This is a genomic window from Enterococcus sp. AZ196 (assembly GCF_050498845.1).
Classification (GTDB): Bacteria; Bacillota; Bacilli; order Lactobacillales; family Enterococcaceae; genus Enterococcus_A; species Enterococcus_A murrayae.
In genome coordinates this window covers 492,973-515,863 of sequence record NZ_JBIPAM010000001.1, presented here as the reverse complement: position 1 = coordinate 515,863, position 22,891 = coordinate 492,973, and the positions used below count along the sequence as shown (strand labels likewise).

The following is a 22,891-nucleotide window of genomic DNA, read 5'->3' as shown; positions in this document are numbered from 1 at the left end:
GTCTTCAGTCTGGCAGGTACACTTGCAAAAAAGCTGGAATCTCTTCCAGCCTTTACTTTATTTTGCTTCGTACCAAGTTTTTCCCCAATTACTATCCGTCAATAATGGAACGTCTAGTTGGACTGTGTTTTCCATTACTTCTTTAACTAATTGATCTAATTGTTCTAACTCACTCTCCGGGACCTCAAAGACAAGTTCATCATGAACTTGCAGCAGCATAGTCGCTTGAAGCTTCTCCTCCTTCAAGCGTTTTGCCATTTCAATCATCGCTAATTTCAAAATGTCTGCCGCACTTCCTTGAATCGGTGTATTAATAGCAGTTCGTTCCGCAAATGAACGTAGATTGAAATTGCGAGCATTGATATCTGGCAGGTAGCGGCGACGATTGTATAAGGTAGCAGAGTAACCCTTATCCTTTGCCTCACGTACGCTTTCTTCCATATATCGTTTCACATCTGGATAATTTTCAAAATAAGTGTCAATATACTCTTGTGCCGCTTTACGTGTGATTCCTAAGTTTTGCGAAAGTCCATAATCAGAGATACCATAAACGATCCCAAAATTAACAGCCTTGGCATTCCGGCGCATATTCGGCGTTACCTCATCTTCTGAAACATTAAAAACACGCATAGCAGTACTTGTATGGATATCCATTCCATCACGGAACGCCTGTTTCAAATGCTCATCTCCCGATATATGTGCCAAAACACGCAACTCGATTTGAGAGTAATCTGAAGAATAGATCAACCAGTTCTCATCTCGTGGAACAAAAGCTTGTCGAATTTTGCGCCCTTCTTCCAAACGAATAGGAATATTTTGCAAGTTAGGATCAACAGAACTCAAACGACCTGTTTGTGTCAATGTTTGGATATACCGCGTATGAATTTTATTATCGCTTTGAATAACCTTCAATAATCCTTCTACATATGTTGATTGAATTTTAGCGATTTGTCGATAATTCAAAATGTGGTCCACGATTGGTGCTTGCTCTCGTAATTGCTCTAAAACATCCACAGCAGTTGAATAACCCGTCTTTGTTTTTTTAATTACTGGCAACTGCATTTTTTCAAATAAAATCACACCTAGCTGCTTAGGTGAGTTGATGTTGAACTCCTCGCCAGCTTCCTGATAGATTTTTTTCTCGATATCCTGCAGACGTTTTGAAAACTCTCCACGCATCGCTTGTAACCGCGTGGCATCTACAGTGATTCCAGCAATCTCCATTTCCGCCAGGATGCGTGACAACGGTAGTTCCATCTGGTAGAACAGCTTGTCCTGTTTCTTTTCCTCTAGTTCATTTACTAATTTGTCATTCAAGAAATGAATCGCTTTGATTTTACGAGCTAAATGTCCAAAGAAAACATCGTCATCCTCTGGCAGACCTTTTTTAACCCCTTTTCCATAAACCTGTTCGTCTGTTTGAATTTCAGAATAACCATAGTATTGTGCCACACCAGCGATATCGTTGCTATTATCATTAGTATCTAACAGATAAGCGGCCAATAAGACATCAAAGTTAATCCCTTCGGTTCTGGTAATATAGCGATTTAATGCAACATACGTACGTTTCGCATCATAGACTTTTTTTCCGTTCGCTGACTCTAGCCATTTTTTGAAATCAATACTTTCAAATAAAGCTAATTCATTTGTTACATAGATTTTATCTTTTGTTCCCCATGCGACACCTACAATATCAGAAAAATGATAATTATCTTCTAACATCTCAACGTATAAAGCTGAATCGGCATCAAACATTTCTTTCCTGAAGTCTGTAACTACTTCAAACTTGATATCTTCCAATTCGACTTCCTCTTCTTCAACATTCAGTTTGCTTAAGAAGCCTTTGAAATCCATTTCTTTAAAAAAGGGAATCAGCTTATCTAAATCTTTTCCACTATAAACTAGCTCATCAATCGAAAGATCGACAGGTGCATCTAACTTGATGGTTGCCAGTTCTTTTGAAAGAAAAGCTTGATCCTTGTCATTGATTAAGTTTTCTTTCATTTTACTTTTCTTCAGCTCATCAATATTTTCATAAACGCCCTCGACGCTGCCAAATTGCTTCAATAATTTGATTGCTGTTTTTTCGCCAACTTTTGTGACACCCGGATAGTTATCGGATGTATCCCCAGCAAGTCCTTTCATATCAATGATCTGATTTGGCGTCAATCCATCATATTTCTCAGCCACATGTTCAGGTGTGTATGATTCAATTTCACTAACACCTTTTACTGTGATATCTACTTTTATTTTATCTGTTGCTAATTGTGTCAAGTCGCGATCACCAGATAATACGACAACCTCAAAACCTTCTTCAGCCGCACGATGCGCCAATGTACCAATGATATCATCCGCTTCATAGTTGTCTAGTTCGTAGTGTTTCACACCCAAGCCAACTAATAATTCACGTAAATAGGGCATCTGTTCGCGGAATTCGCCTGGTGTTTTAGAACGGCCGCCCTTATATTCAGAATACATCGCAGTCCGAAAAGTGGTATTTCCTGCATCGAAAGCTACTAAGACATGGGTTGGCTTTTCCCGGTCCATTACATTTTCAAACATATTGTTAAAAGCATAAATCGCATTTGTGTGTAAGCCATTCTTATTTTTAAAACGCTCTAAAGAATTATGCAGGGCAAAAAAGGCACGAAAAGCCACACTATTTCCGTCTACTAATAATAATTTATTCTCACTCATGTCTTCGACTCCTAATTCCTATTAATGTATTTATTTCTCATCGTGTTAACAGTCTGCTTGATTACTAAAAAAACAAACAAAGGTACTATCTACTGATCACGCTTCCCCGCTTCATTTTAACAAACTATGAAGTGAAATGAAAAGAATGGAGCTGATTTTCCCAGTATTCTTGTTCTAAAGACAGAACAGAAAAAATAGAGGCGAGTATCCGCCTCTATTTGCTGTTTCCAAAAATTCGTAAGAATGAAATGAACAGGTTGATGAAGTCTAGATAAAGTTGTAGTGCCATGAAGACAGCAACACCATTTCCAACCTCTCCATTTGATCCAAGATAGATCTTCCGAATCATTTGGTTATCATAGGCTGTAATTCCTGACATAATTACTACCATTAAAATGGAAATAAAAAAATCAACTGCACTACTGTGTAGCACGAAAACATTCAACAGCATCGCGATGATAATTCCCAACAAACAGCTTAGTGCTGCGCGCCCGATTCCAGATAAATCGCGTTTAGTAAATGATCCCACAAGCGACATTACTAAAAATGTTGCCGACGCAGTGACAAATGCTTGAGTAATTGTTCCCAAATCATATATAGCTAAAGTAACAGCTAAGGTTAAGCCATTTAGTGCAGAGTATACAATAAATCCACCGATTGCCAACGTTGGATTCTTTTGGGCTTTCACACCTAGAAAAACCACTAGTGCGATTTCTGCAATCCAGATTCCCCAAAAGCCTAGCGGGAAATTATTAATAAAGTTAGCGACTTGATAGCTCCAAGCATTTAAAGACAGGTAAGAAATTACTGCACTGATTCCGATACCTAAAGCGAGAAAAGCATAAATCTTACCATAAAAGCGATTCAAGCCATATACACGTGTTTCTTGATTATTCATCTAAATCATCTCCTATTTGCGTCTGTGGCGGTTTGACCATTACCACAGCATCCAAGATGCGCTTTTCTTCGTTATCAGTAGCTTCTACTGCTTCAACAGAGATAGTAACGACATCCTTCATTTTATCCACTTTAATTACTTCAAACTCAAAGGTCAATGTTTCATAGTGAAAAACCGGATCAATAAAATTGATCGAGAAGTTCACAACGTGAGAACCCGGTCCTGGTAAATGTTTAGAAATCGCACTTGTTATGATACCCATCAACATAATAGATGGCACAAGTGGTTGTTCATACTCAGTTTCTTTCGCATAATCATGCTGAATGTACAAAGGATTGGCATCATTTGTCAAACCTAAATATAAAAGAATCTGATTATCTTCGATCGATTCCGTTAACGATAACGAGTCACCTTCCTCAATTTCGTCAATCGTTTTGCCTATTTTCCGAGCCTTCATATTATACAAAGTCATTCCCTCCGTAATGTGTTCTACTCATTATTTTATCAGAAAGCAAGTAAAACACAAGTTTGTACATACTTTCTGATAAAGATTTCTAAATCAATGTTTGAGTCCCAGAACCTTAGTAATCATTCATTAAAGAAGGGTTCGGACATTTTTGTCAGAACCCTTCTTTTCTTATCTATAATACGTTGCGTGTAGTATTGCTTAGGAGATTTTCGTAAGCACGTTCGAATTTTTGAACATCACCAGCGCCCATAAAGATCACTACTGCATTTTCGTGGTCTAATAATGGCGACATGTTTTCTTCTTTAATCACTTGTCCGCCTTTTTGAATTTTATCTCCTAGATCTTCAATTTTTACATCGCCAGCTGTCTCACGAGCCGACGAGAAAATATCACAAAGATAAACTTTGTCAGCGCGATCTAAAGCCTCAGCAAACTCATCCATCAAAGCAATCGTCCGAGTAAAGGTATGAGGTTGGAAGACCGCAATCAGTTCCTTCTCAGGATATTTTTGCCGGGCAGCATCAATTGTCGCTTTGATTTCAGCCGGATGATGCGCATAATCATCAACGATGATCATGTCAGCAACCTTCTTTTCAGTAAAGCGTCGTTTTACTCCAGAGAACGTCAACATCTCTTCTTTGACCATATCCATATCTAATCCTTCAAAATAAGCGACTGCGATTACTGATAACGCATTTAAGATATTGTGTTTACCAAATGAAGGAACAGCAAATCGGCCGATGAATTTCTCATTATGATACACATCAAAAGCGGAACCATTCGTAGTACGAACGATGTTACGGGCTTGGATATCATCATTTTCAGATAGCCCATAATAATAAATCGGCACATCAGCTTTTAACTTACGCAAATATTCATCATCGCCATAAGCGAAGATGCCCTTTTTAACTTGTGAAGCCAACGTTTGAAATGCTTCGAATACATCATCAATACTCTTGAAATAGTCTGGGTGGTCAAAGTCGATGTTCGTCATGATTGAATAATCTGGCGCATAAGCTAAAAAGTGACGCTGATACTCACACGCTTCAAATGCGAAGAACTTCGCATCAGGAACACCATGGCCTGTACCATCTCCAATTAAATAACTGGTTGGTGCTAATCCATTTAAAACATGGGCCAGTAATCCTGTGGTACTTGTCTTGCCATGTGATCCCGTCACAGCAATACTGGTATAAGGCTGGATAAACTGACCAATGAAATCATGGTAACGTATAATTTCTAAGCCTAATTCCTTCGCCCGAGCAATTTCTTCATGAGTATCAGGAAAAGCATTCCCTTGAATGATTGTCATGCCCTCTTTAATATTATCTTCGCTAAACGGCAAAATCGTAATGCCGGCTTTTTCTAGGTCTCGTTGTGTAAAAAAATATTTTTCGACGTCAGAACCTTGTACATCATAGCCCTTTTCATGTAAAACCAAAGCTAACGAGCTCATTCCAGAGCCCTTGATTCCAACAAAATGATAAAGTGTATCCTTATTATTCATTTAATCCTCTTCCTTGTATGTACATAATTGTTTGCGGTTCACATTATCATATAAATCCACAAAAATAGCAATCTTTTATTCTCCATACTACTCGGTTCTGCTTAGGATTCAATCGTCTTCAAAAATTTTAGTTTTCCTTGACAGTTTCCGCACACGTAACGTTTCGTATCGATTTTTCGCCGCCGACTGACTTCTTGATGACATTTTTGGCATTGATAAACTTGATAAGTTGCTGTTGCTAATGGCGGTGTGTAACGAGAACCCCCAGTTTTTTTCAATAGCTGCTTAAATTCTAAATCTTTATGCTGGTAGCCACGGCCTGCCAAGTGCAAGTGATAGTGACACAACTCATGCTTGATCACTTTGATCAGTTCATCCTTGCCATATTTTTCAAATACTAGCTGATTAAAATCTAGATCATGGCTTTTCAAATGGTATCTACCGCCAGTTGTTCTAAGACGGTTGTTAAAGGTAGCTCTATGACAAAACGGCTGTCGAAAAGATTCCTGAGAAACCTTTTCGACTAAAGCCTGTAACTCTTGATTAGTCATTTCTTTCACTTTGAATCATGGTCAGACTGATACGGCCTTTTTTCACATCAACAGCTTCTACCCAAACCGTTACTACATCTCCAACAGATACGGCATCAGTTGGATGTTTGACAAATTTTTTACTCAATTTGGAAATATGAACCAAGCCATCTTGTTTTACACCAATATCAACAAAAGCACCAAAATCGATCACATTTCGAACAGTTCCCTGCAATTCCATGCCTGGTTTTAAATCCTCCATCGTTAGCACATCTTGTCTTAATAATGGAGCAGACATTTCATCACGCATATCACGACCAGGCTGAAGCAATGCTTGCAAGATGTCCTCGATCGTTTCTTTACCGACCTCAAGCTCTCTTTGTAATTGATCCAGTTGTAATGCTTTGATTTTTTCTGTCGCTTCCGAAGAGCCTAATGACTTCAAGTCAACGCCAGCTAATGCCAAGATTTCTTTTGCGCTACCGTAACTTTCTGGGTGAATCGCAGTTGTATCTAGAATATTTTTAGCTCCTGGAATTCGCAAGAAGCCAATCGCTTGTTCATAAGCTTTTGGTCCTAAGCGCGGAACTTTTTTTAACTGCGGACGTGAAGAAAATGCACCGTTCTCTTCACGATAATTCACGATATTTTGTGCTGTTGTTTTGTTTAGACCAGATGCATATTGTAATAATTGTGGACTTGCAGTATTAACATTTACGCCAACTTGGTTAACTGCTGTTTCCACTACAAAATCTAATCTCTCAGACAAACGCTTTTGTGAGACATCATGTTGATACTGACCAACCCCAACAGCTTTTGGATCAATTTTTACCAGTTCTGATAATGGATCCTGTAGTCGTCTGGCGATGCTCACCGCACTCCGTTCTTCAACTTGCAAATCAGGAAATTCTGTCCGGGCGATATCACTGGCTGAATAGACTGAGGCTCCAGCTTCATTGACAATCACATAGAAGACTTCTTGTTGAACCTGCTTTAATTGTTCTGCCACAAACAATTCAGATTCACGGCTGGCTGTTCCATTTCCAATTGCTACCATTTCAACACCGTATTTTTTAATCAATGCCTGTAATGCAGGTCCGGAAGCTTGCCGTTTTGCCTGTGGAGCCGGCTTATGGGGATAGATCACTTCAATGGCCAACACTTTACCGGTTTCATCAACCACAGCCAATTTGCATCCTGTTCGATATGCAGGATCAAAGCCTAACACGACTTTTCCCTTCAAAGGAGGTTGCAATAACAAATTCCGCAAATTTTCACCAAAAATGTTAATAGCTTGTTCATCCGCATTTTCCGTCAATTCATTGCGGATTTCTCTTTCGATCGCAGGACCTATAAAACGCTTATAGCTATCCTTGTATGCTTCCCGTACAAATTCAACTGTGATTGAACGATTGTTTACTACCAGTTGGCGTTCTAAGTAATCAAAAATTTTATTTTCTTCAACAACGATTGTTACCTTTAAGACGTCTTCTTTTTCCCCGCGATTAGACGCTAAAACACGGTGAGAAACCATCTTATTAATCGGCTCAGAAAACTCATAATACATTTCATAAACGCCTTTTTCATCTTTATCCGCGTCTTTTACCCTACTTTGGTAAACACCCTTATTCTTAGTAAACGTTCGAATCCATGTTCTAAAATCTGGATTGTCACTGATTTGTTCAGCTACGATTTCATGGGCTCCCAGTAATGCCTCTTCTGCACTCATAATATTTTCAGTAATAAACTCTGCAGCTTTCGCGTAAACATCTCCTGATTGTGGAAAGCTCATTAAATATTCTGCCAATGGCTCTAAACCATTTTCCTTAGCGATTGTTGCTTTCGTCCGACGTTTTTGTTTATAAGGTCGATATAAATCTTCAACCTTTTGTACTTTAACTGCTTGTTGGATTTTTTGTGCCAGCTCTTCAGTCAATTTCCCTTGCTCATCAATTAGACGCAAAACTTCTTGCTTGCGCTTCTCCAAATTTTCCAAGTAGTTGTAACGTTCTTCAATCTCACGAATTTGTACTTCGTCTAAAGTCCCAGTCATTTCTTTACGATAGCGAGCAATAAACGGTACGGTATTGCCTTCATTAAGCAAATTCAAAACGACTTTGATCTGTTGTGGACGATAATCCGTTAATTCCTTATTCAATAGTTGAATGATTTCTTGGTTTAATCCTTCTGCCATTTCATTCCCTCATTTCATCCAAAATCCTATCTATTCTATCATACTTCTACAAAGATTGCTTCTGCTGTTCATTTGAAACAAATCACGTCAATGAGCAATCAGGTTCTCCTATTGCCTTAATTTTTTTCTTTGCCGTAAAAAATTAGGCAACTCCGACAGAACCAAACCAGCTAATGTCAGCAATATTCCGAAAATGGTCTTGATCGTCAGTGTTTCACCTAGGATCATTACTGAAGCTATAGTAGTCAGCATCGGTATTGAATAGATGTACACAGCTGCACGGACTGCTCCGAGATTTTTTACCGAAAAATTCCATGTAACAAAGCAAAGCGCCGATGCACCGACACCTAAAAAAAGCAAATTCCCAACATTTTCAGCTATCATAAAGCGTGAAAAGTCAAAAGTTTCTACTGAAAAAAATAGAACTGGAATCATAAACATTAAGCCATAGAAAAAAAGTCGTTGTGTCGTGACGATCATACTGTAACCAAATCCACTGATTTTATTCACTAATAAAGAATACGAGGCCCAACAAACAGTGGCAATCAATGCTAAGCCATCTCCAATAGGATTGACGTTCAGCGTACCAGAAAGACTAATCAAAGATACCCCTAGCATTGAACATATAAATCCGAAAACAAAGACTCGTGGAATTTTCCCCTGTTTTAAAATAAATCGACTAATTAACGCCGTCATAAATGGACTAACTGAACCAATAATCCCAACATTCATTGCCAGAGTAAATGTCAAAGCGACATTTTCCAAATAATAATATAGAAAAACACCAAATAGACCAGCAATGATATAATAGCCTTCTTCCCGCCAACCTCTGAACGTCATCAATTTTCTTGAGGCAAGTGTTAAAACAAAAAAGCCAATTAGAAAACGAATAAATAAAATCTCAATTGGTAAAAAATCCTTTAACAGTATTTTAGTGGAAATAAAAGTCAATGCCCAAATCATAACCGTTAAGCTCGCGGACAAATGTCCCTTTACAATATCTGACATAGCTGCCACCTTTCAGTATCTTATTAAATTATTACTTAAATAAACTCAAATCCTTTTTCATACTATGCCACTATGTGAATGTTTGTGCAAGAAGAATAAAAAAAAGAGATTCAATATGAATCTCTTTCCTTATTAAAAATCCGGCTGCCAAGGACCATTAAGATTTGGTATCTCGTAATCGTGGACGACCCCTTCTTTGTCAAAGACAACACCATGCAAAGTACCTCCAAAAACTGCTCCTCCATCAATTCCAATTTTCCCATCAGATCTCCATAGAGCGGTGGTTTGCATGTCACCATACAGCATAGGAGTTATGGTGTGACCAAAAACGATCGTTTTACCGGTCTTATTTTCTCCTTCATGGAAGGCTTCACGAATCCATAAAAAATCTTGCAATGAGGACTTTTGCCAATCCTTAGTCAAATTTACGCCCGCATGGACAAAAAGATACTTACCCCATTCGTAATAGAATGGGCGTTCATGTAAAAACTCTAGCAACTTCTTGTACCGACTCCTAATCATCATCACAATTTCAGTTGGTGAATATTCATCTGTAGCTCCTTTATGCAGCAAACTTTCGATAGTTTCTTTTCCACCATTATATAGATAGCTAGGAAACCAGTCTTCAGGATTGTCAATGAAATCTAAAAAGTATTGTTCATGATTCCCACGTAAATAAACTGCTTGATACTTATCTACTACCTCCATACCTAATAACCAGCAATCCTTACTTTTAAGACCACGATCATTCAGGTCCCCAATCAATATCAACTGTTGCTTTTCAGGCTGAAACTTCTGTAAAATTTCTCGGAACATATCTATTTCCCCATGAATATCACCAATCACAAAAACCTGCTCCATCTCTTTTCATCCCTTTCAATAAGGACTTTGCCTACTTACCTGAAACCACAAAGTAATTTCCATCAGTATCAACGAAATTAAATACATACTCTTCACCGATCTGCGCCAAATCTCCCAACTGGACATCAACTTTTTGCAGTTTTTTGTACAAAGCTACGACGTCATCGCTTCCAAAAATTAAAGCTGGTGAAGGTTCAGTAGCTTCATCATCATTTTGTTCAATAAACTCGCGGTCATAAATTACTAAATGTGTCGTACTATTCTTACTCATGGCAACCTCTGCAACCTGTGAACCATCTACTTCTTCAAAACTGAGTACCTCAAAACCTAAACTTTGCCAAAATAAACTAGCTTTTTTCACATCATTTGCATACAAAATTACTTTTACTTGTTCGTTAAACAACTTATTCTCTCCTTATTTCTGTTAGGGATTTTAAAAAATTGGCAACATGTACATTAGCTATTACTCTGCCTCTTCCTTAATAATATCAGAAAAAGTGTATCAAAAAAGACTTGGTCGCGCTAGCCAAGCCTTTCAAATAATTAAGAATTCACTTCGATCGAAGCATTTTCATCATGTAGGATATCACGATTCAGTTCATGGATCCGCTCGCTGGTTACTACACCAGCTACCATACTGCCGCTAACATTCACAGCTGTACGAGCCATGTCGATCATTGGCTCAACGGAAATAACTAAACCAACAATTGCTACCGGTAAGTTCATCGCACCAAGCACGATTAATGAAGCGAAAGTCGCTCCTCCTCCTACACCAGCGACACCAAATGAACTAATTGTTACAATAGCAATTAACATAACAATAAATTTCAAATCAAATACATTGATTCCTACCGTTGGTGCCACAATCGTTGCCAGCATCGCTGGATACACACCGGCACAACCGTTTTGCCCAATCGAAATACCGAAACTCCCGGCAAAATTCGCAGTAGCTTCATCAACCCCTAATGCTTTCGTCTGTGTTTCAATATTCATTGGCAAAGTTCCTGCACTTGAACGTGAAGTAAACGCAAAGCTTAAGGCTGGAAATGCCTTTTTAAAGAAATTGATTGGATTTACCTTGACTCCTAAAAGAATCAGAGAATGTACTAAGAGCACAACAATCAATGCACTATAAGAAGCTAAAATGAACTTACCTAAGTTAACAATTGCTTCAAAATCACTTGTCGCCAATACATTTGTCATCAAAGCGAAAACACCATACGGCGTCAAACGCAATACTAAAGTTACGATGCGCATGACAATTTTATACAAGCTTTCAATTAGATTCGCAAAAAATTCTGCTTCTTTCGGTGCCTTACGACGTACTCCTAAATAGGCGATGCCTACAAAAGCCGCAAAAATAACCACCCCAATTGTACTTGTCGGACGTGTTCCAGCAAAGTCAGCAAAAACATTTGTGGGAATGAATGACAGAATTTGTTGCGGAATTGAGAAATTCTGAACCATTGTTTGACGATCTGCTAATTCTTTGATTCGAGCCGTTTCAGCTGCTCCCTTAGTAAAGGTTGCACCATCCAACCCAAAGACCATTACGGCTAAAATCCCGATTAAAGCAGCAATTGCCGTTGTAGCTAATAATGTAACTAAAACATTCGCACTAATTTTCCCAAGCTTCTTGCTCGATTTCATTTTGGTAAAAGCACCCACGATTGAAATAAATACTAAAGGCATAACGAGCATTTGTAATAAAGAAATATAACCATTACCAACGATCCCGATCCATTCCATTGCTTGAGAAATGACTTTACTACCGTTACCTAAAAGTAATTGTAAAATTCCGCCAAAAATAATTCCGGCACCTAATCCCGCAAAAACACGGTTAGAAAATTTCACATGCTTTTTTTGCATTTGGTAAAAAGCCACAAGCAATCCAACGAATACTAAGATCACTAATACAGTGAACAGAGTTGTCATTGTATTCCTCCTTAAAATAACTTTCTATAATGACAAGTCTGTCAAAGGAAGTAAAGGTTCCCGGTATTCACTCTTCAGTAAAATACCCTAAAATATAGCTGCGCGATTCCTAAATTTTAGTGACCTGTAAATTATAACGCAGATAAAATAATCTGTCTTATAATTTGCATTGTTACATAGAAACTTTCATGAATGGATACAAAAAACCTCTATATCGAACAGCCGCTAATTTCGTGAATTATACGTCCTTCAAAATAGAGGTAACTTATTATTTTAAATAGTATTAGAAGAAAAATTAATCTTTACTCCAGGTTTATCTAATGCAATCTCTGTAATCTCATAAACCATTCGTTCAATCAATCTCAAAATCGGACGAATCATCTCATTCGCCTCAGCCTCTGTTAAATCATTTTGCTGTTTAACTTGTCGGCCGATCACATGAATAACTTGTGACAATACACCGCCGATAATAAACTCTTCAAAAGGGAGTACGAACTCAATCCGCACACCCATGATACTATTTTCAGCTGGATATCCCGGATCCACTGCTTCCAACGGACTGAAATTGATCAACAATTTCTGTTTTACTACTTGGTCTTTCGGAGGAAGTCCATAATTGAATGATTCTACGACTTCCTGATCGCGTTGTAATTCCATTTCGCACCTCCTTATTTAAAATAATTAATCATATAGTAAAATATTTGCTTAATTTTTAGCTATTCGACTAACTATACCCTTACCTCAATTATAGCTTTCTGCTCAAAAAATTTGTACCATTTCTTTTAAATTATTTATAAAATAAGTTGCCTTAATATCTTGCTTAAAATAATCTACATCAAAGAAAACGGTTTGAACGCCAGCGTTGTTTCCTGCTTCAATATCTAACTTACGATCTCCAATCATCACAGTTTTTTGTGGGTCCAAGTGATACTCCTCAATAAAATAATTAATCGCAGATGGGTCTGGTTTCCTTGGATAATTTGAATCACTTCCAATAATACTTACGATTAAAGAGTCAAGAGCATCTCTTTTTAGCAAATTCCAAGTAGAGTCTACTGTTTGATGAGTTAGAATAAAGTGCTGTCCGTCTTTTTCTTGCAGTTTTTTTAGAGTCTCCTTGGCCTCTTCAAAAGGATAAGAGGCTTTGTTATCTATCAACTCATGTGCATGATAATGGTTGTCAAAATCCGGCACAGGTAACTGCCAATCAATAATCATTTGCCGAATCGACTCTTCTTTTATTTTTCTATAAACTGTTGCTTCATTTTTTTTAATGCCAAACTCTTTAAATGTTTTCATTAAAGCCTTTAGCATAATTGGATAAGTATCATACAATGTTCCATCAAAATCCCAAATATAATTCATGTTGAACCTTTCTGAAGTAAACATAATAATTTTATAAAACCTCTTTTTGAACAATTTCTAACTGCGAATTAAATGTATAAATCATCGGCGTCGCATTAGGAATATCAATTTTATCAACCTGCTGTGTTGGAACCCCCTCAAGAAATTGAACCAAAGCACGCAGACTATTTCCGTGACCACAAACTAATACTGTTTTTCCATCCCTCATATTTGGTACCAGCTCATCCTGCCATAGAGGAATAACACGCTGCGAGGTCATATGCAGGCTTTCCCCTCTAGGTATCAATGAGGAATCAAACAAATCATACCGACGATCTAGATGGTTCGCTTTTACTAATGGCGGCACCTCATCAAAGCTTCTTCGCCATTTTTTAACTTGATCAGCTCCAAAGTCCTGTGCAATCACATCTTTATTTTTTCCAACTAAAGCACCGTAATGTCGTTCATTTAAGCGCCAAGTTTTATATTCAGGAACAAAACTTGCCTCTGCTTCCTGCAAAATAATTTTTGCCGTTTTAATTGAACGCTTCAGAACAGACTCATAAGCAACATCCAATAATAAACCAGCAGCTTTTATTTTTTTACCGGCATTTTTAGCCTGTTCAATTCCTTTTTCTGTTAAATCTACATCTAGCCATCCAGTCCAGTAATTCTGAAAATTAGCTTCACTCTCACCATGACGTACTAAAATTAGCTTCATCTTCTCACCTTCTAATTGTAAGAATATCAGAAAAAGCCTAGTTTTAAAAACTAGACCTTTTTCACGAATTGTGTATGACAATTTTTACAAGTCACTCTAATCTTTCCTCGTCCCTTTGGCGCTCGCATCTTTTGCTTACACTCAGGACATTTGAAATAACGATACGTCCCCTGTTTTCCCTTAAAAAAGTTCTTCACTTGAGCAATCCATTGAATAAATCGTTGATTTTCATTACTTCGCGGATATATCTTCTTCGAACAAAAACGATAAAGTACTAGTGCAAAAGCTGCCAATGCTAAAATGTTACCGATATAAAACGGAAGAAAACGATCAAAAATCATCATCACTGCCCATACAATCAGTAACGCCTTATTGATGTGATCCGCTCTACCATAGCGTCCGCGCATCGAATACGTATATTTTTGATAAAATTTAGTTAGCCGTTGCATCCAAATACTTCTCAATTAGATTGCTCCTCTCTAAATTCTATTTATTAAAAATCTTTGGACCTTTTCGCATGTTCTTACGATCATTTTTGGGCGTCTCCATTTTTTTTGAACGTCCACCACTTTGCTTCTTCTTGATTAATTCTAACATCTTCTCTTTTTGATTCATTCTTACACCGCCTTTATCAGTAAAGTCACTGATTCAACATGATAGGTTTGCGGAAACAGATCCACTGGCTGAACCTTCACAGCGTGATATCCAAGATCTTCATATCTTCTCAGATCTCTGGCTAATGTGGCTGGGTTACATGAAATATAAATGATTTTATTAGGATTTACAGCAACAGAAGCTTCAATAAATTTTTCATCCAGCCCTTTTCTTGGCGGATCAACAAAAATCACACTAGGTTCAATTCCTTCACGAGCCCAACGAGACATAATTTTTTCTGCTTTTCCGATTTCGTAATTGGCATTCTCAACATTATTTGTTTTGGCATTTACTTTGGCATCCTCAATTGCTTGTGGTACTATTTCAACTCCATAAACATGCTTAACTTTTTCTGCAAATGACAATCCAATCGTCCCAATTCCGCAATAAGCATCGACAACAACATCTTCTTTACTCAACTCAGCAAATTCGATAGCAGTCTGATACAATCGTTCAGTCTGCTCAGTATTAACTTGATAAAATGACTGAGACGAGATCTGATAGGTCTTACCTAACAATGTATCGTTGATGGTCGGTTTCCCATATAATATTTTTTCTTCTCTACCCATGATGACATTAGTCTGTTCTGGATTGATATTTTGGATTACCGAGACTACTTCTGGTAATTCGGCTTTGATTATCTCAGCGATTTCAATTCCTTTAAAGAATCGTTCAGTTCTAGTCACCAGAATCACCATCATCTCATGACTGTAATGTCCACGACGAATTATGATATGTCGGATAAAGCCTGTGTTTTCGCGTTCATTGTAGGCTTTAACATTAAATCGCTGCAAGATATCTCTAACTGCGATGATTGCTTGATCAATTTTAGGATCCTGAATTAAATAATTTTCAATTGGTAATAAATTATGCGAATTTTTACGATAAAAACCTGTCATCAATTGATTATCAACTTTTTGAACTGGAATCTGAGCTTTATTTCGATACTCAATAGGATTTTTCATTCCTAAAGTTGGTAATACTGGTAATTCCGGCAATTTCGCAATCGTTTTCAGGACCTTTTCAACTTGCTGTTGCTTAAAACGTAATTGATAATCATAGGTCATATGGCTTAAAGGTGCAATCCCACTTCTTAAAAGATCTAGATCCGCCACTTCCTGACGTTCAGGATTTCTATTGAAACGTTCAATCACTTTTCCATATCCAAATTTCTTTCCGATTTTAACTGCTTTGACCGATACTTCTTCTGTTGGCAAAGCATTTTCAATAAACAGCGGATACCCCTCAATATGAGCGACTCCTAATCCTTCATGTGATAAATCATCGATCATAACGGTATAAGTTTGATTTTTTTCTACTGTGGTCATTTCATTCTCCTTCAAGGCTGATTTACTTATTCTAATGAATTCTAATAGAAAAAGCAAGACTGCACAAAGGCTTTAGCCTTAAGACTTCCGTAAGAATCAATACTGATAAATTCATTTGCCTTCATTCCACTAAAAAACGTTTCTGTCTTGTGACAGAAACGTTCCAATGTTTACTCTTCTGAATCTTCGTCTTGAATTTTTTCATATTCCTTAACAAGTTCGATTCCAGCTTCGCGTTTTTGATCATCCGGACCTAAAATAGCATCATCATTGATTTCATCAGTATTCGCATAAAATTCAATATGCTGGTGCAGATTTTCAAAGCGCATCGGTGCATCGCCGCCGTATTCACCATCTAAATTAATCATCATTTTTTTATCTGTATCTAGTAGGCTAGCATCCAAAAAGCTTGTCTTAATATACAAAACTTTTGAATCATTGACATGCTTTCCACCATTCAATACTAGCGTTATCAAACGAACAATTTCAAAAAGATTCGCAGTTTTGACAACAATCAATGAAAATTTCCCATCATCTAATTTAGCATCAGGAGCAATGGTCTCAAAGCCGCCAATGGAATTTGTTAGGCCTAAGAAAAACATTGATGCATTGCCCTCATACTCGCCGCCTTCATAAACCAAACGCATTTTAGTCGGCTTTATCCGAGGAAGCATTTCTGCACCTTTAGCTAGATAAGCCAAGTAACCAAAAATGCTTTTTAACTCAGAAGGTACCTCGTAAGTCAATTCGGTCAATGATCCGCCAGCAGCAATATTTATAAAATAGGTATCTGCTGCTTTTCCGATATCCATTTTGACAGTCTGCTGCTTTTGAATAACCTCAGCAGCTGCTTTAACATTATTACGCGGAACTTTCAATGCACGAGCATAATCGTTTGTCGTACCTGCTGGAATAATCGCCATTTTAGGCCGGTCTGTTAGCCCAGCGATACCGTTAACAACTTCATTGATTGTTCCATCCCCGCCAGCGGCAACAACTAGATCAAAACCGGCCTTAGCCGCGCGGGTCGCTTCATTTTTTGCTGAATCAGGTTCAGGAGTCGTAGCAAATGCACTTGCTTCATAACCTGCTCTTTCAATGGCATCTAAAATATCTGCCAAATTATTACGCATGATCTCTTTTCCAGATACTGGATTATAAATCAGTCGTGCTTTTCTCATGGTCGAGCTCCTTGTTCATATTAAGGTACTAATTTTCTCACGAAAAAAAGTCTTATTTCACGTTATGTGTCATTCCTTCAATCGAGTGAAAGCTCATATTGGAATCGATATTCTTATCGTTTCGCTAATTCCTCTTGAAGTAACTTATTTACTACTCCAGGATTCGCTTTCCCTTTAGTTGCTTTCATAATTTGTCCAACTAAAAAGCCTACTGCCCGTTCTTTACCATTTTTGAAATCTTCAACAGATTGATCATTGTTATCAAGTACTTCATTGATCATCGGCAGCAATTGAGCTGGATCAGATAATTGAACTAATCCTTTCGCTTCAACGACCGTTTTCGCATCTCCGCCGTTTTGGATCAATTCGCGGAAGACCTTCTTAGCGATCTTAGAACTGATCGTACCGTCAGCGATCAATTTGATCATGCCAGCTAAATTGTTAGGTGTTAATTTAGTTTCTGCTAGTTCTAATTTCTCACTGTTTAAGTAGGCTGATACTTCACCCATCAGCCAGTTCGATGCTTGTTTTGCGTCTGCACCTTCTTTTAAGGTTTCTTCAAAGAAGTCAGACATTTCAAGACTCATAGTCAAGACCATTGCATCATATTCTGGTAACCCAAGCTCATTCACGTAGCGTTCGCGGCGTGAAGCAGGCATTTCAGGCAGTGATTCACGAACCTTTTCGATCCATGGTTCATCGATTTCAAAACGAGGGATATCTGGCTCTGGGAAGTAACGGTAGTCACTTGAACCTTCTTTAACACGCATCAAGATTGTTTTGTTTGTCCCTTCGTCGTAACGACGGGTTTCTTGTTGGATCGTTCCGCCAGACAAAAGAACCTTCGTTTGACGTTGAACTTCAAAGGCCAAACCTTTTTTAACGAAACTGATAGAGTTCAAGTTTTTCAATTCGGTTTTCGTCCCAAATTCTTCTTGTCCATAAGGGCGCAAAGAGATATTAGCATCACAACGCATCGAGCCTTCCTCCATCTTCACGTCACTAACACCTGTGAACTGGATAATTGAACGCAGTGCTTCTAGATAGGCATTGGCTTCTTCAGGGGAACGCATATCGGCTTCCGATACGATTTCGATCAATGGGGTCCCTTGACGGTTCAAGTCGACATATGAATAGCCGCCGATACCGTGCATGTTCTTACCGGCATCTTCTTCTAAGTGAACACGTTCAATTCGAATTTTTTTCTTTTTACCATTGACATCAATTTCGATCCAGCCATCGTGTCCGATTGGTTCATCAAATTGTGAAATTTGATAGGCTTTCGGATTATCCGGATAAAAATAATTTTTACGGTCAAAGTGCATGTTTTTTGAGACCTCACAGTTCAAGGCCAATGCTGCTTTCATCCCAAATTCAATCGCTGCTTTATTCATAACTGGCAATACCCCTGGATAACCCCAGTCGATAATGTTTGTATTGGTATTGGCTTCCGCACCGAAGTGAGCGGGCGCAGGTGAAAAGATTTTAGAGTTTGTTTTCAGCTCCACATGGACTTCAAGTCCGATGACAGTTTCTAAGTTCATTATTTGTCCCCCCCTAAAATCACAGGTTTTTGCTTGTGGAAATCAGTTGCTTGTTCAAAAGCATAAGCTGCTTTATACATGGTTGATTCATCAAAATGTTTTCCAATGATTTGCAAGCCGACTGGAAGTCCTTCCGAAAATCCTGCAGGAACAGACATACCTGGTAAACCAGCTAAGTTTACAGGAATCGTTAAAATATCATTTAAATACATTGTGATAGGATCATCGATATTTTCTCCAATACCAAAAGCAACAGTTGGTGATGTTGGTCCAATAATCAAATCGTAATCAGCAAAAACTTTATCAAAATCTCGTTTAATCAGTGTACGAACTTGTCCTGCTTTCTTGAAATAAGCGTCGTAGTACCCTGCAGAAAGTGAAAACGTTCCTAACATAATCCGACGTTTTACTTCATCGCCAAATCCTTCTGTACGAGTATTTACATAAACATCTTCTAGATTTTGTACATCTTCTGAACGGAAACCATAGCGAATCCCATCGAAACGCTGTAAGTTTGAACTTGCTTCAGATGAAGCGATAATGTAATACACTTCAACACCATATTTTGAATGCGGCAAGCTGACTTCTTCAACTGTTGCACCTAAAGCTTTGAATGTTTCGACCGCTTTAACAATTGCCGCTTTGACTCCAGGTTCAATTCCTTCAGCCATAAACTCTTTCGGCAAAGCAATCCTCATGCCTTTGATATCACCAGTTAAACCAGCCGCAAAATCTGGTACAGAAACACCTGCTGAGGTACCATCCTTTGGATCGTAGCCGCTGATAGCATTCAAAGCTAATGCATTGTCCTTAACCGTACGAGTAAAAGGTCCAATTTGGTCCAGCGATGAAGCGAACGCAATTAAACCAAAGCGTGAGACACGACCATAAGTTGGTTTTAGCCCTACAACGCCATTGAATGCTGCAGGCTGGCGAATACTTCCGCCCGTATCGCTACCTAAAGAAATTGGAACTTCACCAGCAGCAACAGCCGCTGCAGAGCCGCCTGAAGAACCGCCAGGAACCTTCGTTTGATCCCAAGCATTTTTAGTTTTCTTGAAATAGGAAGTTTCACTTGAACTTCCCATTGCAAATTCGTCCATATTTAACTTACCTACTGGAATTAAATCTGAACTATAGACTTTTTCCATAACTGTCGCATCATAGATCGGCTCGAAATTCGATAAAATTTTAGATGCTGCCGTCGTTAAAATTCCTTGTGTTACAATGTTGTCTTTTATCCCGATTGGAATTCCAGCCAACGCATTTTCTTCATTGATTCCTTTTGCATCGATAGCTTTCGCGCTCTTTAATGCTTTTTCTTCGTTTAAAGTAATAAAAGCATCAACTTCTTTTTCAGTTTCTTTGATGCGGTCAAAAGTAGCTGCTGTTAAATCCGTCGCCGTAATTTCTCTTGATACTAGCAGACCGTGTAATTCTTCAATCGATTTATCATATAACTTTTCCATTATGCACCAGCCTCTCCATTGTCAATGATTGCCGGAACTTTAATAAAGCCATCTTCGCTTTCCGGAACGTTTTTCATTAACTCGTCGCGTGACCAGCCCTCATCGGCTACATCCTCACGCATGACATTGATTGTTTCTAATACATTGGAAGTAAATGGCACACCTTCTGTATCAACTTCTCCAAGTTGCTCGACCATGTCGATTATTTTGCCTAATTGATCAGTAAACCCGGTCAATTCATCATCAGAAAAAGAAAGCTTCGCAAGTTTCGCGACATGTTTCACTTGTTCTTCATTGATTGCCATAATATCCCTCTTTCTTTTGTCAATTTTCAATCATTTTATCATATCTCTGTTAGAATTCACGTTTTTTTCTTGAAATTTTTTGAAAAATTGTTCTATTCAAACAAATTTAAAATGGACCTATTCTAATAGACCTGACGCCTATTTATAATACTCGTTCGTTAATAGAACCGTCAACAGTCATCTAGACAAAATACCTCACTCTGTATGACTTTCTTCTATTGCTCGAATCATTTGCTTTTCGTCCCAGACTTCAACTCCTAAACTTTGTGCTTTAGCCAGTTTACTTCCAGCCTCCTCGCCAGCAACCACAATATCCGTCTTTTTGGAAACACTGCCGGTTACTTTTCCACCGAGATTTTGGATTTTTTCCTTAGCTTCCTCACGAGTATAATCGACTAGCTTACCAGTCAGCACGACAGTTTTATCTTTAAAGGGAGAGACAACTTCTGCTAATTGATTCGCACGAATTCCCTTATACTCAAGATTTACTCCTCGTTCGGCTAATTCCTGCATCAGTTCATGTACTTCTTCATTTTCAAAATAGGTCACGACACTGTCAGCAATCGTTTCTCCAATAGTATTTAGATCAACAATTTCCTCTTTAGTCCCCTTACTCATCGCTTCCAGACTGCCAAAATGCTCTGCTAAAATCCCTGCAGCTTTCGCCCCGACATGTCTAATACCTAATCCAAAAATCAGTCGTTCAACCGAATTATCACGACTGGCATCAATTGCTTGTAAAATATTTTCGGCTGATTTGTCTTTTATCTTATCCAAAGTCAATAATTGATCTTTATCTAACGCATAAAGATCAGCCACATCTGAAACTAACCCTTTATCAAACATCTGAGCTAATACACGTGGTCCTAACCCTTCAATGTTCATTGCATTACGAGAAACAAAATGACTAAGACCTTCTTTAATTTGCGCAGGACACTTTGGGTTGATACAACGTAACGCGACTTCTTCATCCAAATGAACCAATTCACTGTCGCAGATTGGGCAGTGTGTAGGGATCGGGTATGGTTGACTATCTGCTGGACGTTTTTCTAGAATTACTTGTGCGACTTCTGGAATAATATCTCCTGCTTTATATACTAATATCGTATCCTTCAGGCGGATATCTTTTTTCTCAATATAGTCACTATTGTGAAGACTTGCTCGCCCAACTGTTGTACCAGCTAAACGAACTGGTTCCATGATTGCAGTTGGTGTCAATACCCCGGTACGGCCGATTGTCCAATCAATATCTAATAAAGTTGTTTGAGCTTCCTCCGGAGGAAATTTGTAAGCTGTTGCCCAGCGCGGTGCCTTCACGGTAAAACCTAAATCATCCTGCAATTTAAACTCATTCACTTTAATTACAATACCGTCAATCTCATAGTCAAGCTGATCTCTCATTTCGTGGAAGTGTTCAATGTATTCCCAAACTTCATCGATCGTATCGCATACACGATGTTCAGGGTTGGTCCGGAAGCCTAGACGAGACATTTCATTTAAAGCATGATCTTGGGTTGTTGATTCCAGCGGACCAAAATCAGCCAACGTATATAAAAAAGTACTCAAGTTCCGTTGCGCAGCAACACGAGTGTCCAATTGTCGTAAACTTCCAGCTGCCGCATTTCGAGGATTGGCAAAAACTTCTTTGCCTTCTTCCTCTCGTTGTTGATTCAATTTGACAAAGGAGGCCTTTGGCATATAACACTCACCACGAACTTCAATTGACAATGGTTCCTTTAACCGCAAGGGAATTGATTTGACTGTTTTTAAATTCTCTGTAATATTCTCGCCAACTGTTCCATCACCCCGAGTCGCTCCTTGTATGAAAAGTCCGTCTTCATATTTTAAAGAGATTGATAACCCGTCGATTTTTAATTCGCAGCAATACGAAACAGAATACCCTAAAGCTTTTTTTACTCGTTCATCAAAAGCAATTAGTTCCTCTTTGCTGAAAACATCGTTCAAACTATATAAAGGAATATCGTGCACAACTTTTTCAAAACCTTCTAATACCTTCCCTCCTACTCTTTGAGTGGGCGATTCAGGCGTGATTAGATCAGGGTATTCCGTCTCAATTTCAACTAATTCTTGATACTTTTTATCGTAAACAAAATCTTCCACTGAGGGTTGATCTTGCACATAATATTCATAGGCATATTGATTCAGTTCTTCGCGGAGTTCTGCAGAACGTTTTTCCGCTGTTTGAAAGGTCATTGGTTCCAAGAAAATCCCTCCTAATTATTTTG

Annotated in this window: 21 protein-coding genes; all 21 read right to left on the bottom strand. The window is 38.3% G+C overall.

The features are described from left to right. Window positions 1–57 precede the first annotated feature (57 nt). The 21 genes from polA to ligA all read right to left on the bottom strand — a co-directional run bounded on the left by polA (window position 58) and on the right by ligA (window position 22,859). Window positions 58–2,697: a DNA polymerase I gene (polA, locus tag IGI67_RS02475; protein ID WP_429956634.1), complete on the bottom strand. Its 2,640-nt coding sequence runs from the start codon at window positions 2,695–2,697 to the stop codon at window positions 58–60. A gap of 214 nt (window positions 2,698–2,911) precedes the next feature. Then, window positions 2,912–3,595 carry a Bax inhibitor-1/YccA family protein gene (locus IGI67_RS02470; RefSeq protein ID WP_207109231.1) on the bottom strand — a complete coding sequence of 228 codons (684 nt, stop codon included), beginning with the start codon at window positions 3,593–3,595 and terminating at the stop codon, window positions 2,912–2,914. Next, window positions 3,588–4,067: a MaoC family dehydratase gene (locus tag IGI67_RS02465; RefSeq protein ID WP_207109230.1), complete on the bottom strand. Its 480-nt coding sequence runs from the start codon at window positions 4,065–4,067 to the stop codon at window positions 3,588–3,590. Before IGI67_RS02465 ends, IGI67_RS02470 begins: the two co-directional genes overlap by 8 nt. 169 nt (window positions 4,068–4,236) lie before the next feature. Further along, on the bottom strand, window positions 4,237–5,571 hold the full coding sequence (murC, locus tag IGI67_RS02460) for a UDP-N-acetylmuramate--L-alanine ligase (protein ID WP_429956633.1): 1,335 nt from the start codon (window positions 5,569–5,571) through the stop codon (window positions 4,237–4,239). A 101-nt stretch (window positions 5,572–5,672) separates the two neighbouring features. Then, complete coding sequence (locus IGI67_RS02455) at window positions 5,673–6,122, bottom strand: SprT family protein (protein WP_429956632.1); 450 nt, start codon at window positions 6,120–6,122, stop codon at window positions 5,673–5,675. After that, complete coding sequence (locus tag IGI67_RS02450; protein ID WP_429956631.1) at window positions 6,115–8,295, bottom strand: Tex family protein; 2,181 nt, start codon at window positions 8,293–8,295, stop codon at window positions 6,115–6,117. The genes IGI67_RS02455 and IGI67_RS02450 overlap by 8 nt, the downstream gene beginning before the upstream one ends. A 108-nt stretch (window positions 8,296–8,403) precedes the next feature. Continuing rightward, window positions 8,404–9,303 (bottom strand): DMT family transporter, encoded by a 900-nt coding sequence (locus IGI67_RS02445; protein WP_429956630.1) that lies wholly within the window; start codon window positions 9,301–9,303, stop codon window positions 8,404–8,406. A gap of 132 nt (window positions 9,304–9,435) precedes the next feature. After that, window positions 9,436–10,164: a metallophosphoesterase family protein gene (locus tag IGI67_RS02440; RefSeq protein ID WP_429956629.1), complete on the bottom strand. Its 729-nt coding sequence runs from the start codon at window positions 10,162–10,164 to the stop codon at window positions 9,436–9,438. Between the two features lie 31 nt (window positions 10,165–10,195). Further along, complete coding sequence (locus IGI67_RS02435; RefSeq protein WP_429956628.1) at window positions 10,196–10,567, bottom strand: VOC family protein; 372 nt, start codon at window positions 10,565–10,567, stop codon at window positions 10,196–10,198. A 140-nt stretch (window positions 10,568–10,707) separates the two neighbouring features. Next, the gene (locus tag IGI67_RS02430; RefSeq protein ID WP_207109223.1) at window positions 10,708–12,099 is read right to left on the bottom strand and encodes an L-cystine transporter; all 1,392 of its coding nucleotides are present in this window, start codon (window positions 12,097–12,099) and stop codon (window positions 10,708–10,710) included. A 273-nt stretch (window positions 12,100–12,372) separates the two neighbouring features. Next, window positions 12,373–12,756 (bottom strand): DUF1149 family protein, encoded by a 384-nt coding sequence (locus tag IGI67_RS02425; RefSeq protein WP_207109222.1) that lies wholly within the window; start codon window positions 12,754–12,756, stop codon window positions 12,373–12,375. A 102-nt stretch (window positions 12,757–12,858) separates the two neighbouring features. Continuing rightward, complete coding sequence (locus IGI67_RS02420; protein ID WP_429956627.1) at window positions 12,859–13,464, bottom strand: HAD-IA family hydrolase; 606 nt, start codon at window positions 13,462–13,464, stop codon at window positions 12,859–12,861. A gap of 31 nt (window positions 13,465–13,495) precedes the next feature. Continuing rightward, window positions 13,496–14,164, bottom strand: a complete 669-nt coding sequence (locus IGI67_RS02415) for a 2,3-bisphosphoglycerate-dependent phosphoglycerate mutase (protein ID WP_429956626.1) — start codon at window positions 14,162–14,164, stop codon at window positions 13,496–13,498. 50 nt (window positions 14,165–14,214) lie between these two features. Beyond that, window positions 14,215–14,613 (bottom strand): hypothetical protein, encoded by a 399-nt coding sequence (locus IGI67_RS02410; protein WP_207109265.1) that lies wholly within the window; start codon window positions 14,611–14,613, stop codon window positions 14,215–14,217. A gap of 37 nt (window positions 14,614–14,650) precedes the next feature. Then, entirely contained in the window at window positions 14,651–14,779 is a 129-nt protein-coding gene (locus IGI67_RS02405) for a hypothetical protein (protein ID WP_277988943.1), read from the bottom strand. A gap of 2 nt (window positions 14,780–14,781) precedes the next feature. Further along, window positions 14,782–16,146 carry a 23S rRNA (uracil(1939)-C(5))-methyltransferase RlmD gene (gene rlmD, locus IGI67_RS02400; RefSeq protein WP_429956625.1) on the bottom strand — a complete coding sequence of 455 codons (1,365 nt, stop codon included), beginning with the start codon at window positions 16,144–16,146 and terminating at the stop codon, window positions 14,782–14,784. Between the two features lie 170 nt (window positions 16,147–16,316). Beyond that, window positions 16,317–17,327, bottom strand: a complete 1,011-nt coding sequence (locus IGI67_RS02395) for a diacylglycerol kinase (RefSeq protein WP_207109218.1) — start codon at window positions 17,325–17,327, stop codon at window positions 16,317–16,319. Window positions 17,328–17,440: 113 nt separating this feature from the next. Further along, complete coding sequence (gene gatB / locus IGI67_RS02390; protein WP_429956624.1) at window positions 17,441–18,871, bottom strand: Asp-tRNA(Asn)/Glu-tRNA(Gln) amidotransferase subunit GatB; 1,431 nt, start codon at window positions 18,869–18,871, stop codon at window positions 17,441–17,443. Then, window positions 18,871–20,340, bottom strand: coding sequence for an Asp-tRNA(Asn)/Glu-tRNA(Gln) amidotransferase subunit GatA (gene gatA, locus IGI67_RS02385; protein WP_207109216.1), 1,470 nt, complete (start codon window positions 20,338–20,340; stop codon window positions 18,871–18,873). Before gatA ends, gatB begins: the two co-directional genes overlap by 1 nt. Next, window positions 20,340–20,645 carry an Asp-tRNA(Asn)/Glu-tRNA(Gln) amidotransferase subunit GatC gene (gene gatC / locus IGI67_RS02380; RefSeq protein ID WP_010744987.1) on the bottom strand — a complete coding sequence of 102 codons (306 nt, stop codon included), beginning with the start codon at window positions 20,643–20,645 and terminating at the stop codon, window positions 20,340–20,342. Before gatC ends, gatA begins: the two co-directional genes overlap by 1 nt. 195 nt (window positions 20,646–20,840) lie before the next feature. Then, window positions 20,841–22,859: an NAD-dependent DNA ligase LigA gene (ligA, locus tag IGI67_RS02375; protein ID WP_207109264.1), complete on the bottom strand. Its 2,019-nt coding sequence runs from the start codon at window positions 22,857–22,859 to the stop codon at window positions 20,841–20,843. Between the last annotated feature and the right edge of the window lie 32 nt (window positions 22,860–22,891).

Coding starts and splice junctions, on each gene's coding strand:
- polA (WP_429956634.1), bottom strand. CDS start 2,697: ATGAGTGAGAATAAATTATTATTAGTAGACGGAAATAGTGTGGCTTTT.
- IGI67_RS02470 (WP_207109231.1), bottom strand. CDS start 3,595: ATGAATAATCAAGAAACACGTGTATATGGCTTGAATCGCTTTTATGGT.
- IGI67_RS02465 (WP_207109230.1), bottom strand. CDS start 4,067: ATGACTTTGTATAATATGAAGGCTCGGAAAATAGGCAAAACGATTGAC.
- murC (WP_429956633.1), bottom strand. CDS start 5,571: ATGAATAATAAGGATACACTTTATCATTTTGTTGGAATCAAGGGCTCT.
- IGI67_RS02455 (WP_429956632.1), bottom strand. CDS start 6,122: ATGACTAATCAAGAGTTACAGGCTTTAGTCGAAAAGGTTTCTCAGGAA.
- IGI67_RS02450 (WP_429956631.1), bottom strand. CDS start 8,295: ATGGCAGAAGGATTAAACCAAGAAATCATTCAACTATTGAATAAGGAA.
- IGI67_RS02445 (WP_429956630.1), bottom strand. CDS start 9,303: ATGTCAGATATTGTAAAGGGACATTTGTCCGCGAGCTTAACGGTTATG.
- IGI67_RS02440 (WP_429956629.1), bottom strand. CDS start 10,164: ATGGAGCAGGTTTTTGTGATTGGTGATATTCATGGGGAAATAGATATG.
- IGI67_RS02430 (WP_207109223.1), bottom strand. CDS start 12,099: ATGACAACTCTGTTCACTGTATTAGTGATCTTAGTATTCGTTGGATTG.
- IGI67_RS02425 (WP_207109222.1), bottom strand. CDS start 12,756: ATGGAATTACAACGCGATCAGGAAGTCGTAGAATCATTCAATTATGGA.
- IGI67_RS02420 (WP_429956627.1), bottom strand. CDS start 13,464: ATGAATTATATTTGGGATTTTGATGGAACATTGTATGATACTTATCCA.
- IGI67_RS02415 (WP_429956626.1), bottom strand. CDS start 14,164: ATGAAGCTAATTTTAGTACGTCATGGTGAGAGTGAAGCTAATTTTCAG.
- IGI67_RS02410 (WP_207109265.1), bottom strand. CDS start 14,613: ATGCAACGGCTAACTAAATTTTATCAAAAATATACGTATTCGATGCGC.
- IGI67_RS02405 (WP_277988943.1), bottom strand. CDS start 14,779: ATGAATCAAAAAGAGAAGATGTTAGAATTAATCAAGAAGAAGCAAAGT.
- rlmD (WP_429956625.1), bottom strand. CDS start 16,146: ATGACCACAGTAGAAAAAAATCAAACTTATACCGTTATGATCGATGAT.
- IGI67_RS02395 (WP_207109218.1), bottom strand. CDS start 17,327: ATGAGAAAAGCACGACTGATTTATAATCCAGTATCTGGAAAAGAGATC.
- gatB (WP_429956624.1), bottom strand. CDS start 18,871: ATGAACTTAGAAACTGTCATCGGACTTGAAGTCCATGTGGAGCTGAAA.
- gatA (WP_207109216.1), bottom strand. CDS start 20,340: ATGGAAAAGTTATATGATAAATCGATTGAAGAATTACACGGTCTGCTA.
- gatC (WP_010744987.1), bottom strand. CDS start 20,645: ATGGCAATCAATGAAGAACAAGTGAAACATGTCGCGAAACTTGCGAAG.
- ligA (WP_207109264.1), bottom strand. CDS start 22,859: ATGACCTTTCAAACAGCGGAAAAACGTTCTGCAGAACTCCGCGAAGAA.